The organism is Streptomyces sp. NPDC044044, from assembly GCF_056434405.1.
The window spans coordinates 13,037-29,062 of record NZ_JBWKFG010000013.1 but is presented as its reverse complement, the minus strand read 5'-3'; the positions used below and the strand labels follow the sequence as shown (position 1 = coordinate 29,062).

At 69.7% G+C, this 16,026-nt stretch carries 13 protein-coding genes; 8 read left to right on the top strand and 5 right to left on the bottom strand.

Features of this window, described 5'->3' with window-relative positions; all coding sequences use genetic code 11:
* Positions 1-34 precede the first annotated feature (34 nt).
* The 3 genes from gltX to AC07AG_RS38955 form a co-directional block, all read right to left on the bottom strand.
* A complete protein-coding gene (gene gltX, locus AC07AG_RS38965; RefSeq protein ID WP_478761505.1) occupies positions 35-1,513 on the bottom strand; it encodes a glutamate--tRNA ligase in 1,479 nt (492 codons plus the stop codon).
* Positions 1,506-2,294, bottom strand: coding sequence for a fumarylacetoacetate hydrolase family protein (locus tag AC07AG_RS38960; protein ID WP_249587532.1), 789 nt, complete (start codon positions 2,292-2,294; stop codon positions 1,506-1,508). Before AC07AG_RS38960 ends, gltX begins: the two co-directional genes overlap by 8 nt.
* Positions 2,295-2,444: 150 nt before the next feature.
* Positions 2,445-2,645 carry a hypothetical protein gene (locus AC07AG_RS38955; protein WP_478761504.1) on the bottom strand — a complete coding sequence of 67 codons (201 nt, stop codon included), beginning with the start codon at positions 2,643-2,645 and terminating at the stop codon, positions 2,445-2,447.
* Positions 2,646-3,219: 574 nt separating this feature from the next.
* Here AC07AG_RS38955 and AC07AG_RS38950 point away from each other — a divergent pair.
* The 8 genes from AC07AG_RS38950 to AC07AG_RS38915 all read left to right on the top strand — a co-directional run bounded on the left by AC07AG_RS38950 (position 3,220) and on the right by AC07AG_RS38915 (position 13,833).
* Positions 3,220-7,122 carry a sensor histidine kinase gene (locus AC07AG_RS38950; RefSeq protein WP_478761502.1) on the top strand — a complete coding sequence of 1,301 codons (3,903 nt, stop codon included), beginning with the start codon at positions 3,220-3,222 and terminating at the stop codon, positions 7,120-7,122.
* Entirely contained in the window at positions 7,123-7,542 is a 420-nt protein-coding gene (locus tag AC07AG_RS38945; RefSeq protein WP_098244998.1) for a roadblock/LC7 domain-containing protein, read from the top strand.
* A 119-nt stretch (positions 7,543-7,661) separates the two neighbouring features.
* A complete protein-coding gene (locus tag AC07AG_RS38940; RefSeq protein WP_190084712.1) occupies positions 7,662-8,066 on the top strand; it encodes a DUF742 domain-containing protein in 405 nt (134 codons plus the stop codon).
* On the top strand, positions 8,047-8,631 hold the full coding sequence (locus AC07AG_RS38935) for a GTP-binding protein (protein ID WP_249587535.1): 585 nt from the start codon (positions 8,047-8,049) through the stop codon (positions 8,629-8,631). The genes AC07AG_RS38940 and AC07AG_RS38935 overlap by 20 nt, the downstream gene beginning before the upstream one ends.
* A 340-nt stretch (positions 8,632-8,971) precedes the next feature.
* Entirely contained in the window at positions 8,972-12,151 is a 3,180-nt protein-coding gene (locus AC07AG_RS38930; RefSeq protein WP_478761500.1) for a sensor histidine kinase, read from the top strand.
* A gap of 10 nt (positions 12,152-12,161) precedes the next feature.
* Positions 12,162-12,575 (top strand): roadblock/LC7 domain-containing protein, encoded by a 414-nt coding sequence (locus AC07AG_RS38925; RefSeq protein WP_135330751.1) that lies wholly within the window; start codon positions 12,162-12,164, stop codon positions 12,573-12,575.
* A gap of 93 nt (positions 12,576-12,668) precedes the next feature.
* Positions 12,669-13,268, top strand: coding sequence for a DUF742 domain-containing protein (locus AC07AG_RS38920; protein ID WP_249587537.1), 600 nt, complete (start codon positions 12,669-12,671; stop codon positions 13,266-13,268).
* Complete coding sequence (locus AC07AG_RS38915) at positions 13,249-13,833, top strand: GTP-binding protein (protein WP_190084708.1); 585 nt, start codon at positions 13,249-13,251, stop codon at positions 13,831-13,833. The genes AC07AG_RS38920 and AC07AG_RS38915 overlap by 20 nt, the downstream gene beginning before the upstream one ends.
* Before the next feature lie 136 nt (positions 13,834-13,969).
* Here AC07AG_RS38915 and AC07AG_RS38910 read toward each other — a convergent pair whose 3' ends face one another.
* Both AC07AG_RS38910 and AC07AG_RS38905 read right to left on the bottom strand, forming a co-directional pair.
* Positions 13,970-14,167, bottom strand: a complete 198-nt coding sequence (locus AC07AG_RS38910) for an acyl-CoA carboxylase subunit epsilon (protein WP_249587538.1) — start codon at positions 14,165-14,167, stop codon at positions 13,970-13,972.
* 32 nt (positions 14,168-14,199) lie between these two features.
* Complete coding sequence (locus AC07AG_RS38905) at positions 14,200-15,792, bottom strand: acyl-CoA carboxylase subunit beta (RefSeq protein WP_478761499.1); 1,593 nt, start codon at positions 15,790-15,792, stop codon at positions 14,200-14,202.
* Positions 15,793-16,026: the final 234 nt, after the last annotated feature.

Sequence of the window (16,026 nt, the reverse complement as noted above, 5' to 3'; positions counted from 1 at the left end):
CGTTCTGTCCGTGCGTACCTCTGTCCGTGCGTGCCTACGCGGCCAGCTTCGCCAGCGTCGCGTCGATGCGGGACAGCGACTTCTCCTTGCCCAGGATCTCCAGGGACTCGAAGAGGGGCAGGCCGACCGTGCGGCCCGTGACGGCCACGCGGACCGGGGCCTGGGCCTTGCCGAGCTTGAGGCCGTGCTCCTCGCCGGCGGCCAGGACGGCCTCCTTGAGGGACTCGGGGGACGTCCAGTCGGCGGCGTCGAGCTTGGCGCGGGCCGTCGTCAGGAGCGCGGCCGGGTCGCCCTTGCCCATGGCCTTCGTCCAGGACGCCTCGTCCTCGACGGGCTCGTCCAGGAAGAGGAAGTCCACGTTCTCCGTGATCTCGGAGAGGACCTTGATGCGGGTCTGGGCGTGGGGGGCGATGGCCTCCCAGGCCGCCTGGTCGAAGGCCTCGGGGGCCCAGTTGGCGTGCGGGGCCTTCAGCCACGGCTCACAGGCCGCGGCGAAGGCCTTCACGTCCAGCATGCGGATGTGGTCGGCGTTGATCGCCTCGGCCTTCTTCAGGTCGAAGCGGGCCGGGTTGGCGTTCACGTCCGCGAGGTCGAACTTGGCGACCATGTCGGGGATCGAGAAGACGTCCTGGTCCGCGGAGAACGACCAGCCCAGGAGGGACAGGTAGTTGAGGAGGCCCTCGGGGAGGAAGCCGCGCTCGCGGTAGAGGTTGAGCGATGCCTGGGGGTCACGCTTGCTCAGCTTCTTGTTGCCCTCGCCCATGACGTACGGGAGGTGGCCGAAGGCCGGGGTCTCCTTGGCGATGCCCAGGTCGGCAAGCGCCTTGTACAGGGCGATCTGGCGCGGGGTCGAGGAGAGCAGGTCCTCGCCGCGCAGGACGTGGGTGATCTCCATCAGGGCGTCGTCGACCGGGTTCACCAGGGTGTAGAGCGGTGCTCCGTTGGCGCGGACGATGCCGTAGTCCGGAAGGTTCTCCGGCTGGACGGTGATCTCGCCGCGGACCAGGTCCGTGAACGTGATCGCCTCGTCGGGCATGCGGAAGCGCACGATGGGCTTGCGGCCCTCCGTGTCGTACGCGGCGCGCTGCTCGGCGGTCAGGTCGCGGCAGTGGCCGTCGTAACCGGACGGCTTGCCGGCGGCGCGGGCGGCCTCGCGGCGGGCGTCCAGCTCCTCCGTGGAGCAGTAGCAGTAGTACGCGCGCCCGGCGTCCAGGAGCTTGGCGGCGACGTCCTGGTAGATGTCCATGCGCTGCGACTGGCGGTACGGCGCGTGCGGGCCGCCGATCTCGGGGCCCTCGTCCCAGTCGAAGCCCAGCCAGCGCATCGCCTCGAGCAGCTGCTCGTACGACTCCTCCGAGTCGCGCGCCGCGTCGGTGTCCTCGATGCGGAAGACCAGGGAGCCCTCGTTGTGCCGGGCGTAGGCCCAGTTGAAGAGAGCGGTGCGGACCAGGCCCACGTGGGGGTTGCCGGTCGGCGAGGGACAGAAACGTACGCGGACGTTCGCGTTAGCCACGCTTGATCACCTTGTTGGTGAGAGTGCCGATGCCTTCGATGGTGACGGCGACCTCGTCGCCGACGTTGAGGGGGCCGACCCCTGCCGGGGTGCCCGTGAGGATGACGTCGCCCGGGAGCAGCGTCATGGCCTCGGAGATGTGCACGATCAGGTCCTCGATGGAGCGGACCATCTCGGCCGTACGCCCCAGCTGGCGCTGTTCGCCGTTGACCGTGCACTGGATGGTGAGGTCGGAGGGGTCGAGCTCCGTCTCCACCCAGGGGCCGAGCGGGCAGGAGCTGTCGAAGCCCTTGGCCCTGGCCCACTGGTTCTCGCGCTTCTGCACGTCACGCGCGGTGACGTCATTGGCGCAGGTGTAGCCGAGGATGACGTCACGGGCGCGCTCGCGCGGGACCTCGCGGCACATGCGGCCGATGACCACGGCCAGCTCGGCCTCGTAGTGCACCTCCTGCGAGAAGGAGGGGTACGCGATGGCGTCGCCGGGGCCGATCACCGAGGTGGACGGCTTGAAGAAGGCGACGGGGGTGTCGGGGACCTCGTTGCCGAGCTCCTTCGCGTGGTCCGCGTAGTTGCGGCCGATGCCCACGACCTTGTTGGGGAGCACCGGCGGCAGCAGCCTGACCTTGCTCAGCGGGACCTTCGTGCCGGAGAGCTCGAAGTCCGCGAACGGGATGCCCTTGATGATGTCGAGGACGAGCCCGTCGGTCGTTCCGGGGGGACTTTCGCCCTCGACCGCGCCGAAGGCGACGTTGCCGTCGATGGAGAACCTGGCGATGCGCAAGAGCGGTGCCCTTTGCTGGAGGGGGAGGGTCTGACACCCCAGGCTAACGTGGCCGTGTGCCGCGGAGCCTCCCGTGCCCGCGCGCCCGCGGCCTCCGTCGATCGCGCCGCGCGCTCGCCCTCGAACGCCGGACGGACTGGAGCCTCGGGCTCAGACGCCGGACGGGCTGAAAGCCTCGGGCGCCGTCATCAGGACCGTGCGGCGGGGGTTGGCCGTCACCGTCGGGAGTTCGACGGCGTGCTCGGGCTGGTCGGCGGCCGGGGCGACCTCCTGCGCGTCCGTGAGGTGGGCGAGGGTGGTGCGGCGCGGGTTGGCTATGTTGTGGAACATCGCCGACTTCACAGTCTTCATCTGCTCTTCATGCCCTGTCAGTTGAGCGTCGTGTGGTGGACGCGGGTTGTCGGATTCGCCATCCCTGTAAAGCGCCAGGCTAAACATCCAATTCCCGGCCAAAGCCCGGATGAGGCCTTGATCTTGATGTGAGTTTGCTCACGAGCGAGCGGGCAAATAGGTCAATTCAGGCCCGTGGAGACCTTGTTGGAATCGGACATTGCCCCACTGAAGCCATCATTCCGCTCCCGATCATGAAGACTGGGACACCGCTTACCTGCGGGCCTGCCGGGGCTAATCGCCCGTTTTGCCCCGGATCACTTTCTACGTCTCGTGACGCGGCACTCACGCCGTGTCACGGAGGTCGCGACGCGACACACGGGCCTTGTTGGAGATCCTGCACTGTGCTGGAATTCCCGGGACCGCCGCGGGATCGAACCGGCGCGCAGGGGCGCAACGCAGCGCCGAGTGGCGGCGGGAAAGGGGAGCAGCGCCGGCTCACTCACGACCACCATGGGGCGTTCTGCGCCCCACGACGCCGACACCGTCCCGCCGTTTGTGCGGAGGGACGCCTGGTCCAGAGGTTGCGACGCTAGTGCAGGGACGTTTCAAGAGGGATGGCAGCAGCGCTGCGGCGGAGCCGGAGCGCGGCGGGACCGACCGCGGCTCCTCGCCCCAGCACGCCCAGAACCCCGGGCAGGTACCGTCCGGCGACAACGGTCCCGGGACCGTGCGCGGTTCCGGTGGCGGAAGTCTGCCCACATCCGCCGCGAACCCGGGCGGTTCGACGGGCACGGTCAAGTCGCCCACAGGCCCCGGCTCCCGAATAGCCCTGCGCAACTGGCGCATCTCCACCCGTCTGGTCTCGCTGCTCGCGCTCCCCGTGATCACCGCGACGTCCCTCGGCGCGCTGCGCATCAACGAGTCCATGGACGAGATCCAGCAGCTCAACAACATGAAGCTGCTGACGGACATGACCAAGCGGGCCACCGAGCTGGCTTCCGCGCTCCAGGAGGAGCGCGACCGCTCGGCAGGTCCCCTCGCGCACGGCGCGAACTCCTCGGACTACGTGGTCAAGGGCTCCCGGCAGAAGACGGACCGCGCCTACAACCGCTTCCTCCAGGAGACGCAGGACCTCGACAACACCGACGGCGACAAGGGTCTCCTCGGCGTCCGGGCCAACACGGTCGAGATCACCCAGCAGCTCCAGAAGATCAACGACGTACGCAAGAACGCCTACAGCGACTCGAACTCCACGTCGCAGACGGTCGACGCCTACAGCCAGCTCATCGAGCAGCTGCTGACCCTGTCCTCCGACATGGCGCAGGCGACCAGCAACCCGGACATGATCCAGCGCACCCGCGCCCTGACGGCCTTCTCCTCCGCCAAGGAGTACGCCTCGGTGCAGCGCGCCGTGATCGCCGCCTCGCTCCCCGCGGGCGACAGCACGTTCGGCAAGATCTCCGAGACCGACCGCCGCTACGGCTGGTCCGCGCTCGACAAGGAGAACTCCGAGCTGGATGCCTTCAAGGGCATCTACGCGGGCAACCCCGACGAGCTGACCAAGCCCATCGACGGCGGCAACTCGTCCATCAAGGGCGCCGACTCCTACGCCAAGCGTGTGCTTGAGCAGGAGGGCGGCATCAAGCTCCAGGACAAGCGCTCGTACAAGGACTGGGTGGACGCCGACACCACCAAGATCGACGCGATGTCCAAGATCGAGCTCACGCTGCTCAACGAGATGGAGCAGAAGGCCCGCGAGCTGCGCAACGAGTCCGAGCAGGCCGCCATCCTCAACGGTGCGCTGATCCTGCTCGTCCTCGGTGTCTCGCTCGTCGGCGCCTTCGTCGTGGCCCGGTCCATGATCCGCTCGCTGCGGCGCCTCCAGGACACCGCGACCAAGGTCGCCCAGGACCGGCTGCCCGAGCTCGTCAAGCAGCTCTCCGAGGCCGACCCGCAGGACGTCGACACCTCCGTCGAGTCCGTCGGTGTGCACTCCCGGGACGAGATCGGCCAGGTGGCCGCGGCCTTCGACGACGTGCACCGCGAGGCGGTCCGTCTGGCCGCCGAGCAGGCGCTCCTCCGAGGCAACGTCAACGCGATGTTCACCAACCTCTCGCGCCGCTCGCAGGGCCTCATCCAGCGCCAGCTCTCGCTCATCTCCGAGCTGGAGTCGCGCGAGGCCGACCCCGACCAGCTCTCCTCGCTCTTCAAGCTCGACCACCTCGCGACCCGCATGCGCCGTAACGGCGAGAACCTCCTCGTGCTCGCCGGTGAAGAGCCCGGCCGCCGCTGGACCCGGCCCGTTCCGCTCGTCGACGTGCTGCGTGCCGCCGCGTCCGAGGTGGAGCAGTACGAGCGCATCGAGCTCTCCGCGGTCCCGACGACCGAGGTCGCAGGACGCGTGGTCAACGACCTCGTGCACCTGCTCGCCGAGCTCCTGGAGAACGCGACGTCGTTCTCCTCTCCGCAGACGAAGGTCAAGGTCACCGGTCACGCGCTGCCCGACGGCCGTGTGCTCATCGAGATCCACGACACGGGCATCGGCCTGTCTCCCGAGGACCTCGCCGCGATCAACGAGCGGCTCGCGTCGCCGCCCACCGTGGACGTCTCGGTCTCGCGCCGCATGGGTCTGTTCGTGGTCGGCCGTCTGTCGCAGCGTCACGGCATCCGCATCCAGCTCCGTCCTTCGGACTCCGGCGGCACCACCGCGCTCGTCATGCTGCCCATCGATGTCGCCCAGGGCGGCAAGAAGGCGCCGAACAAGCCCGGTGCGCCCGCTCCCGGCCAGGGCGGTGGCCCCGTCGCCGCGCAGGCGTCCGCGGGTGCCGCAGCGGCACGTCGTGGAGTCGGCGCCGGGAACGGCGGCGGCAACGGTGCGCCCGGCTCGGCGGGTCCCGCGGGTTCCGCGGGCCGGCTCGGTGCGGGTCCGCCGCGCGGTCAGGTGACGGGTACGGGGCCGCGGGCCGCGCTTCCCGCTCGTGACGCGGGTTCGCGGACCGGTTCGCCGTCCGCGCCTGCGGGTCCTTCCGGTCAGCAGCCTCCCCGGCAGGGGCCGCCCGGACAGGGCGCCGGTGCCCCGGGCGGTTCCGGTGGCAGCCTCTTCGGTGGCGGGCAGGGCGGTGGCCGCGGCCAGTCCGCGCCGCAGCCTCCCGTACCTCAGCAGCGTACGAATCCGGTGAATCCGGCCGCGCCCGTGAACCCCTCCGCGAACAACGCGGGGGACCAGGGACGCAGGCCGCAGCTGCCGCCGCGCGGTGGTCCGCGTGCCGAGCTTCCCGGGGGCAACCCGCAGCCGCGCGTGCCCAGTTGGAGCGACGAGAACGCGCAGCCGCAGGTCTCACGCGAGCCCTTCGACACCCCGCGCGGGCACGAGGAGCCGGAGTCCACCGGACAGTTCCCGCACCCCACGGCCGGCTCCCCCTCGCAGGGCCCCGGTTCGACCGCCGAGTTCGCGCGGCCCGACTTCAACGGACCGCCGCCCGGCACGGGTTCGCCGCAGAACGCGGGCCAGCAGGGCGGTCAGGGCCAGAACCAGGGACAGGGCCAGGGCCAGGGCCAGCAGGGCACCGGCCAGTTCGTCCGCCCGGATGTCTTCGGCGGCCAGGACACCTCGTCCGGCACGGGTCAGTTCCAGCGTCCCGGCACCAGCGCCCCCGGCTACAACGGCGGGGCGCCGGGCGCCGGTGCGCCGCAGCAGCGCGGTGGCCGTGACGCGGGCGACGCGCCTCGGCGTGGCCAGGGACCCGGCCAGGGCCCCGGTCAGGGTCAGGGTCAGGGCGGCCAGCTCGGCATCCCGCCGGTGCCTCCGGTGCAGCAGCAGCCCGTACAGCCCCAGCAGCCCGCGCAGCCGGAAGGGCTGCCGCCCGCCGGTCCCGGCGACGGCCGCACCCCGCTGTTCGACACGCTGGAGACCAACTGGTTCCAGCAGCAACAGCAGCAGCAAGGACAGCAGGGTCAGCAGGGCGGCGAACGCTCCCCCGCGCCCGATGCGCCCGATGCGCCCGAGCCGCTGCAGCAGCAGCCCCAGCGTCCACAGCGCCCGCAGCCCTCGTCGCCGCTCCCCTCGCGGCCCCAGGGGCAGCGTCCGCAGGGACAGCAGCCGCAGAACCCGGCCGCGCCCCAGCGCCCGGCCGCGGCGCCCGCCCCCGCGTCCAACGGAACCGGCGGCGGCAACAGCAACTTCGGCAACGTCACGAACGGCAGCGCCGCATCCTGGCGCACCTCCCCCAACGACGAGCTGGGCCGACAGGCCGAGCGCGTCCGGCAGCCGTCCGCAGGTGGCGTCACCACGTCCGGCCTGCCGCGCCGTGTCCCGCGAGCCAACCTCGTCGCGGGCACCGCACAGCAGCAGCAGGACAGCACAGGTCCGCAGGTCTCGCGTGCGCCCGAAGAGGTACGCGGCCGGCTGACGAATCTCCGTCGGGGCATCCAGCAGGGTCGCCAGGCCGGTACCGGCCAGACCGGCAGCTTCCCCACTCACCAGCAGGAGCGTTAGTTGAGTCCGAGCCAGGCGGCACAGAATCTGAACTGGTTGATCACGAACTTCGTGGACAACACCCCCGGGGTGTCCCACACCGTCGTGGTCTCCGCCGACGGCCTCCTTCTGGCGATGTCCGAGGGCTTCCCGCGTGACCGCGCCGACCAGCTGGCCGCGGTGGCGTCGGGACTGACCTCCCTCACCGCCGGGGCCTCCCGGATCTTCGAGGGCGGCGCCGTCACCCAGACCGTGGTGGAGATGGAGCGGGGGTTCCTCTTCCTCATGTCGGTCTCCGACGGTTCGTCCCTGGCCGTGCTCGCGCACCCCGAGTGCGACATCGGCCTTGTCGGATACGAGATGGCGCTGCTCGTCGACCGCGCGGGCGCCGTCCTCACCCCGGACCTCCGCGCCGAACTGCAGGGCAGCCTGCTGCACTAGCTCTCTCCATCGGCCGCCCCACCGACCGAACGTACTGACCACCGTCCGGCCAACCTGGTGCCCCCCACCGGCTCTATCAGACGGCACGCAGACCACCTGCTGTCCCGCCCGGAGGATCCATGACCCCGCCCAACGCCTCTCACGACCCGTACGGCTCTCACGCGTCGTACGGCATTGAAGGCGACCAGCCGCTGGTGCGTCCTTACGCGATGACCGGCGGCCGGACCAGGCCCCGCTACCAGCTCGCGATAGAGGCGCTGGTAAGCACGACGGCCGACCCGGCGCAGCTGATGGGGCTGCTCCCGGAGCACCAGCGCATCTGCCACCTCTGCCGTGAGGTCAAGTCGGTGGCCGAGGTGTCGGCGCTGCTCTCCATGCCCCTCGGCGTGGCCCGGATCCTCGTGGCCGACCTGGCGGAGGCCGGGCTCGTCGCCATTCACCAGCCCGGCGGCGACGAGAACGCCGGCGGTCAGCCTGACGTGACACTGCTCGAAAGGGTGCTCAGTGGACTTCGCAAGCTCTAGCAGCGGAGCGACAGCTCGCTCCACCACCAGCGCGAAGATCGTGGTGGCGGGCGGCTTCGGCGTCGGCAAGACCACGTTCGTCGGCGCCGTCTCCGAGATCAACCCGCTGCGCACCGAGGCCGTCATGACGTCCGCGTCCGCGGGCATCGACGACCTCACCCACACCGGGGACAAGACCACCACCACGGTGGCCATGGACTTCGGCCGCATCACCCTGGACCAGGACCTGATCCTGTACCTCTTCGGTACACCCGGTCAGGACCGCTTCTGGTTCATGTGGGACGACCTCGTACGCGGCGCCATCGGCGCCGTCGTGCTGGTCGACACCCGCCGTCTCGCCGACTGCTTTCCGGCCGTCGACTACTTCGAGAACTCGGGCCTGCCCTTCGTCATCGCCCTCAACGGCTTCGACGGCCACCAGCCGTACACGCCGGACGAGGTGCGCGAGGCTCTCCAGATCGGCCCCAATACGCCGATCATCACGACCGACGCGCGACACCGTGCGGACGCAAAGAGTGGCCTGATCACGCTGGTCGAGCACGCACTTATGGCACGACTCAAGTAGACGAGGCCGTACGGCAGTTGCCGTAGATTCCACAGAGCGGTCTGTGTCCTTTGACACGGATGACCGCTCTGTTCATAACGTTTCGACAGAGAATTGACCGGGCGCCGCCACGCGTCGCGGTCATCCGGTGCCGCTGTGCGCACAAGAGCCCCGCCTTTTGGCGGGGCTCGCTCTATTTGACCGTTTTATCTGAGGCTTACACCACTCGGAACCAGCGCTTCTCACTGTTTGGTAGAGGACCCCCTGACGTGCTGGAATGCGCTGAACTGCCCAGTAGCACGGGCCTTGGAGACGACAGCGGGACCGGTGTAGGTCCCGCCGCCGAGAGGTTGTTGGTCGAGTGAGGCGAAGCAAGACGAGCCCCGCACCGCCGCATACGCGGGACACGCGGGGCAACTTCACCCCGCCGCCGCGCACAGCGGCGTCCCCCACCGATGTGCAGGGCATGGAGCCGCCGGCGCCCACCGGCGGCAGAATGTCCCCGCGCAACTGGCGCGTGCCGACCCGCCTGAACGCGATCCTCCTCATACCCGTGCTCGTCGGTCTCGTCATGGGCGGCTTCCAGGTCAAGGGCTCGATCGACACCTGGAGCGAGGCCCAGGACGCCGAGGCGACGGCCCGCCTCGTGCAGGCCTCCCTGAACTACGGCAACCGCCTCATCGAAGAGCGTGACCTCTCCGCCGCTCCGCTGCTGCGCGGCAAGAAGAACGACCCGGTCGTCGTGAAGGCCCGCAAGGCCACCGACGAGGCCGCGAACGAGTTCGACGCCGCCGCCGAGAACATGCCGCAGAAGGAAGGCCTCGAGCGCCGCCTCGAAGGCTTCCACAAGGTGGAGCCGGGTCTGCAGTCCCTGCGGCAGGCCGCCTACACCTCCAAGCTCTCCGGCGCGCAGACCGAAGAGGGCTACGTCGCCATCCAGCACCCCCTGATGGAGTTCGCCAACGAACTCGGTCTGGGCACCGGAAACATCACCAGCTACGGCCGCACCGTCTACGCGATCTCGCTGACCAAGGCCGCGCTCTCCCTGCAGCGCTCCCTCGGCACCCACCTGCTCGTCAAGCCCGGCCCCACCGCCACCAGCCTCGCCAAGCAGCGCGTGGCGCTCTCCTCGTACGCCTACCTCGAAGGCATCGCCATCGAGGAGTACACGGGCGGCGGCACCCCCGCGGACGTCGCCAAGCTCGAGGCCGCGAAGAAGCAGCTGAAGGCCGACGGCGAGAAGCAGGCCAAGCAGGCCGCTGCCGCCGCCAAGGCCAAGGGCGAGACGTTCGTCCCGCCGCCGTCGTCCGAGGCGATGGTCGCTGCCATGGCGCAGCTGCAGAGCACGCAGCCCAGCGCCCGGGTCGCCCTCGCCGGTAAGGGCGTCACCCCCGAGGCCTGGTGGGCCACCACCTCCGCCAAGTTCGACGCGTACCGCACCATCGAGTCCGACCTGGCCGACAAGGCCGTGACCGAGGCGTCGGACATCGCCGCCGACGCCCAGCGCAACGCGTACATCACCGGCGCCATCGTCGTGATCGCGCTGCTCGCCGCCTTCATCCTGGCCGGGATGATGGCCCGCCAGATGTCCAAGGCGATGCGCCAGCTGCGTACGGCCGCCTTCGGCATCGCCGAGCAGCGCCTGCCGATGCTGGTCGACCAGCTCTCGCGCACCGACCCCGGCCGCGTCGACACCCGCGTACAGCCCATCCCGATCTCCTCCACGGACGAGATCGGCGAGGTCGCCCGCGCCTTCGACCAGGTGCACCGCGAGGCCGTGCGGCTCGCCGCCGAGCAGGCTCTGCTCCGGGGCAACATCAACGCGATCTTCACCAACCTCTCGCGCCGCAACCAGTCCCTGATCGAGGGCCAGCTGACCCTCATCACCGACCTGGAGAACAACGAGGCCGACCCGGACCAGCTGGAGAGCCTCTTCCGCCTGGACCACCTGGCGACCCGTATGCGACGCAACGGCGAGAACCTCCTGGTCCTCTCCGGCGAGGAGCCGGGACGCCGCTGGGACCAGCCGGTCCCGCTGGTCGACGTCCTGCGCGCCGCCTCATCCGAGGTGGAGCAGTACGAGCGCGTCGAGCTCTCGGGTGTCCCCGAGGCCGAGATCCACGGCCTCGCCGTGACCGACCTCGTGCACCTGCTCGCCGAGCTCCTGGAGAACGCCACCACGTTCTCCTCGCCGCAGACCAAGGTCCGCGTCACCGCGACCCGGCTGCCCGACGGCCGCATCATGGTCGAGATCCACGACAAGGGCATCGGCCTCACCGCCGAGGACTTCGCGGACATCAACCACAAGCTGGCCAACCCGCCGACGGTGGACGCCGCGATCTCGCAGCGCATGGGCCTGTTCGTGGTCGGCCGGCTCTCCGACCGGCACGGCATCCGCGTCCAGCTGCGCCCCTCGGGCGAGCAGGCGGGCACGACCTCGCTCGTCATGCTCCCGGACGGGATCACGCACGGTGGCGGCGGCGAGAACCAGCTGCCCGAGTCCGAGTTCACTGTCTCCTCGATCATGCCGGAGCAGCACGCCCCGGAGCAGCCGTCCTTCAACCACCAGCCGATGCGTACGGCGGCCGAACTGGGCTTCGACGACAGCCGCTACAACGGCGACGGCGCCGACGCCCAGGAGCTCGACCCGGTGGGCCGCTCGCTGATGCGCGAGGAGCGGCGTGCCGCTCTGGAGGCGCAGGCGCAGTCCGCCGACGGCCGTCCGCTCTTCCGCGACGAGGTCGACGGTCAGCAGGGATACGACCAGCAGGGCGGCTACGACCCCTCGTACGACCAGCAGGCGCCGGCGTACGACGAGTACAACCAGGGCCAGGCCGCACAACCGGCGTACGAGGACGCGTACTACCCGGCGCAGGAGAGCTACCAGGACGCCCCCTATACGGAGGCCGGTCACGACGATCACGCCGCTCGTACGGGTGCCGTCTCCGAGCCCTTCGTGGCCTACCCGGACCGCTCTCACCAGGACGACTGGCCCTCGCGTGACGGATACGAGAACAACTCGGGCGCGTATCAGGCCGAGTACTCTCCGGAACCGGAATCTGGTCCGGCGGCTCCCGCGAACGGCGCCGACCGCGTAGGCTTCGAGCGTCCCGGACCGGCCCCGTCCGCAGTCCACGACACGACCGCAGCGGGTCTCCCGCGCCGCGGCTCCACGGGTGCGACCGGCAACGGCAGCGCCCCGGCGGCAGCCCCGACCGGCGACGCGTTCGGCAACAACGACGACAGCAGCTGGCGTACGTCCAACGACGACCGCTGGCATCGCGCCGAGTCCCTGAAGGAGCCCAAGGCGGGTGGCGTCACCCCGTCCGGTCTCCCGAAGCGGGTGCCCAAGGCCAATCTGGTCGAGGGCACGGCGGAACAGACCCCACAGGGCGGCCCTCAGGTCTCCCGCGACCCCGAGGACGTTCGGGGTCGGCTGAGCAACCTGCGCCGCGGCGTCCAGCGGGGACGCAGCGCAGGCAGTGACACCACGAATGGCCAGGGCTTCGGTCCTGACAGCACCTACAACCAGGAGCGTTAGTGTGAGCCCGATGAGCCAGGCGGCGCAGAACCTGAACTGGTTGATCACCAACTTCGTGGACAACACCCCTGGGGTGTCCCACACGGTGGTGGTCTCCGCCGACGGACTCCTTCTGGCGATGTCCGAAGGCTTCCCCCGCGACCGGGCCGACCAGCTCGCGGCCGTCGCATCCGGTCTGACCTCCCTCACCGCCGGGGCCTCCCGGATCTTCGAGGGCGGTTCCGTGACCCAGACCGTTGTGGAGATGGAGCGAGGATTTCTCTTCCTTATGTCCATCTCCGACGGCTCCTCGCTGGCCGTCCTCGCCCACCCGGATGCGGACATCGGTCTCATTGGGTACGAGATGGCGCTTCTTGTCGACCGCGCCGGCACCGTACTCACGCCCGACCTGCGTGCGGAGCTGCAGGGGAGCCTTCTCAACTAGTAGACGTACGGTGCGTTTTCGCGTCCCGTGGCCGTAAGGTTTCGGGACGCGGCTCCAGAATGATGGTGCCCGGCACAGTCGGAGGAGGAGTACGTGGCAGGTTCAGGAACACCCCCGGACGGTTCGTCATCGGCCAACTGGTCGCCTGGTCACGGCCAGGGGCAGGGGCCGCACGACGGGGCGCCGAACCGTTACAACTTCCCCTCCGCGCCCAGCCAGCACCGCAGGCCCTATCAGCAGCCGCAGCAGCCGGGCCCCCGCCAGAGCCCGTACGAGCAGCCTCACACCCCCAGGATCCAGCCAGTGCAACCACAGCGACGCGCCCCGGAAGCGGCGCCCGCAGGTTCTGCGAGCAACCCCCTGGTGCGCCCGTACGCCATGACGGGCGGCCGCACCAGGCCCCGCTACCAGCTCGCCATCGAGGCGCTGGTGCACACCACCGCCCAACCGCACCAGCTTCAGGGCCAGTTGCCCGAGCATCAGCGGATCTGCAATCTGTGCCGCGAGATCAAGTCAGTCGCTGAGATCTCGGCACTTCTCACCATTCCCCTCGGCGTCGCCCGGATCCTCGTAGCCGACCTGGCGGAGGCCGGACTTGTCGCCATCCATCAGCCGGGCGGCGACGAGTCCGCCGGCGGCCAGCCAGACGTGACACTGCTCGAAAGGGTGCTCAGTGGACTTCGCAAGCTCTAGCGGCGGAGCAACAGCCCGCTCCACCACTTCCGCGAAAATCGTGGTGGCGGGCGGCTTCGGCGTGGGCAAGACCACGTTCGTCGGAGCGGTCTCTGAGATCAACCCGCTGCGCACCGAGGCCGTCATGACGTCCGCGTCCGCGGGCATCGACGACCTCACCCACACCGGGGACAAGACCACCACCACGGTGGCCATGGACTTCGGCCGCATCACCCTGGACCAGGACCTGATCCTGTACCTCTTCGGTACGCCCGGTCAGGACCGCTTCTGGTTCATGTGGGACGACCTCGTACGCGGCGCCATCGGCGCGGTGGTCCTGGTCGACACCCGCCGTCTCGCCGACTGCTTCCCCGCGGTCGACTACTTCGAGAACTCGGGCCTGCCCTTCGTCATCGCCCTCAACGGCTTCGACGGCCACCAGCCGTACACGCCGGACGAGGTGCGTGAGGCGCTGCAGATCGGCCCGGACACCCCCATCATCACGACGGACGCGCGGCATCGCGCGGACGCGAAGAGCGGTTTGATCACGCTCGTGGAGCACGCGTTGATGGCCAGGCTGCGTTAGCGGTCCTTGCCTGTACGTGAATGGGCCTCGCACCCTCAGGTGGGTGCGGGGCCCATCGTGTTCGTCCGCGGGTGCGTCCCGGCAGCACGAAGGCCCCGCACCGGAAGTGGTGCGGGGCCTTGTCAGGCGGTGGGGGCTAGCCCTGCCAGCTGTGCGGGGCGCGGAAGCCGGGGCTGCGCTCCAGGCGGCGCCAGCCGGCCTTGTCGCGGCCACGGCGGGGCGCGGGCGCCTGCGCGGTGGCAGCGGCGCTGCGGGCCAGCAGGATCGCCGTGATGGCGGCGACCTCCTCGGGCTCGGCGTGGCCCTTCTCGACGCGGATGTCAGGCGTAGTCATGTGCAGCGTTCTCCTTGTGGGCTACTGCAGGATTACTGCGGGGGGTTGCCGTGCTTGCGCGACGGCAGGTCAGCATGCTTGTTGCGGAGCATCGCGAGGGAGCTGATCAGCACCTCACGCGTGGCCGCGGGGTCGATGACGTCGTCGACCAGGCCTCGCTCGGCGGCGTAGTAGGGGTGCATCAGCTCGGCCTTGTACTCCTTGACCATGCGCGCGCGCATCGCCTCGGGGTCCTCGGCGGCGGCGATCTGCCGACGGAAGATCACGTTGGCGGCGCCCTCGGCACCCATCACCGCGATCTCGTTCGTGGGCCAGGCGTAGGTGAGGTCAGCGCCGATGGACTGGCTGTCCATGACGATGTACGCGCCGCCGTAGGCCTTGCGCAGGATCAGCGAGATCCGCGGCACGGTGGCGTTGCAGTACGCGTACAGGAGCTTCGCGCCGTGCCGGATGATCCCGCCGTGCTCCTGGTCGACACCCGGCAGGAAGCCGGGGACGTCGAGCAGCGTCACGATCGGGATATTGAAAGCGTCGCACATCTGGACGAAGCGGGCCGCCTTCTCGGAGGCCTCGATGTCCAGGACCCCGGCCAGGGACTGCGGCTGGTTGGCGACGATGCCGACCACCTTGCCGTCCAGGCGGGCCAGGGCACAGATGATGTTGCGGGCCCAGCGCTCGTGGACCTCCAGGAAGTCGCCGTCGTCGACGAGCTCCTCGATGACCTTGGTCATGTCGTACGGACGGTTGCCGTCCGCCGGGACCAGGTCGAGCAGGACGTCCGAGCGGCGGTCCGCCGGGTCGTCCGACTCGTGGGTGGGCGGGTTCTCGCGGTTGTTCGAGGGCAGCATCGCGATGAGGTAGCGGACCTCGGCGAGGCAGGTCTCCTCGTCGTCGTACGCGAAGTGCGCGACGCCGGAGGTCTCGGCGTGCACGTCCGCGCCGCCCAGGCCGTTCTGCGTGATCTCCTCGCCGGTCACCGCACGCACCACGTCCGGCCCGGTGATGAACATCTGCGAGGTGTCGCGGACCATGAACACGAAGTCCGTCAGGGCCGGGCTGTAGGCCGCGCCGCCCGCGCACGGGCCGAGCATCACGCTGATCTGCGGGATGACACCCGAGGCCTTGGTGTTGCGCTGGAAGATGCCGCCGTAACCCGCGAGCGCGGAGACGCCCTCCTGGATACGGGCGCCGGCGCCGTCGTTCAGGGACACCAGCGGCGCACCGGCCGCGATGGCCATGTCCATGATCTTGTGGATCTTCGTGGCGTGCGCCTCGCCGAGCGCGCCGCCGAAGATGCGGAAGTCGTGCGCGTAGACGAAGACCGTCCGGCCCTCGACCATGCCCCACCCGGTGATCACACCGTCGGTGTACGGCTTCTTGGCCTCCAGGCCGAACCCGGTCGCCCGGTGCCGGCGCAGCTGCTCGACCTCCTGGAACGAACCCGCGTCCAGAAGCAGCTCGATCCGCTCACGCGCGGTCAGCTTGCCCTTGGCGTGCTGGGCCTTCGTCGCCTTCTCGCTCGGGCCTCGCAGCGCCTCGGCACGGATCGCGTGCAGTTCGGCCACACGCCCACGCGCGTCGGTGGGCTCGCCCTGGGGAGAAGCGGTGTCGTCCAAAACGGTCATGTAGTGACCTTACGAAGTGGGCCTACGGAAACGGACCGTCGACTCTGAACAGTCTCCGGCCCGTTTTCCTGGCACCCCCGAACAGAAGCTCAGTCCAGTGCGCCCGAAGTGACTGCTCAGAGGGCCGTCGCGCTGTAGGGATTTCACAAAGAGGCGAGTGAGATCCACCTCACATGTCGCCTCGCGCCGGGACTTTGAGCCCATGCGGTGCGTGATCACTTCGACACGTTCCGC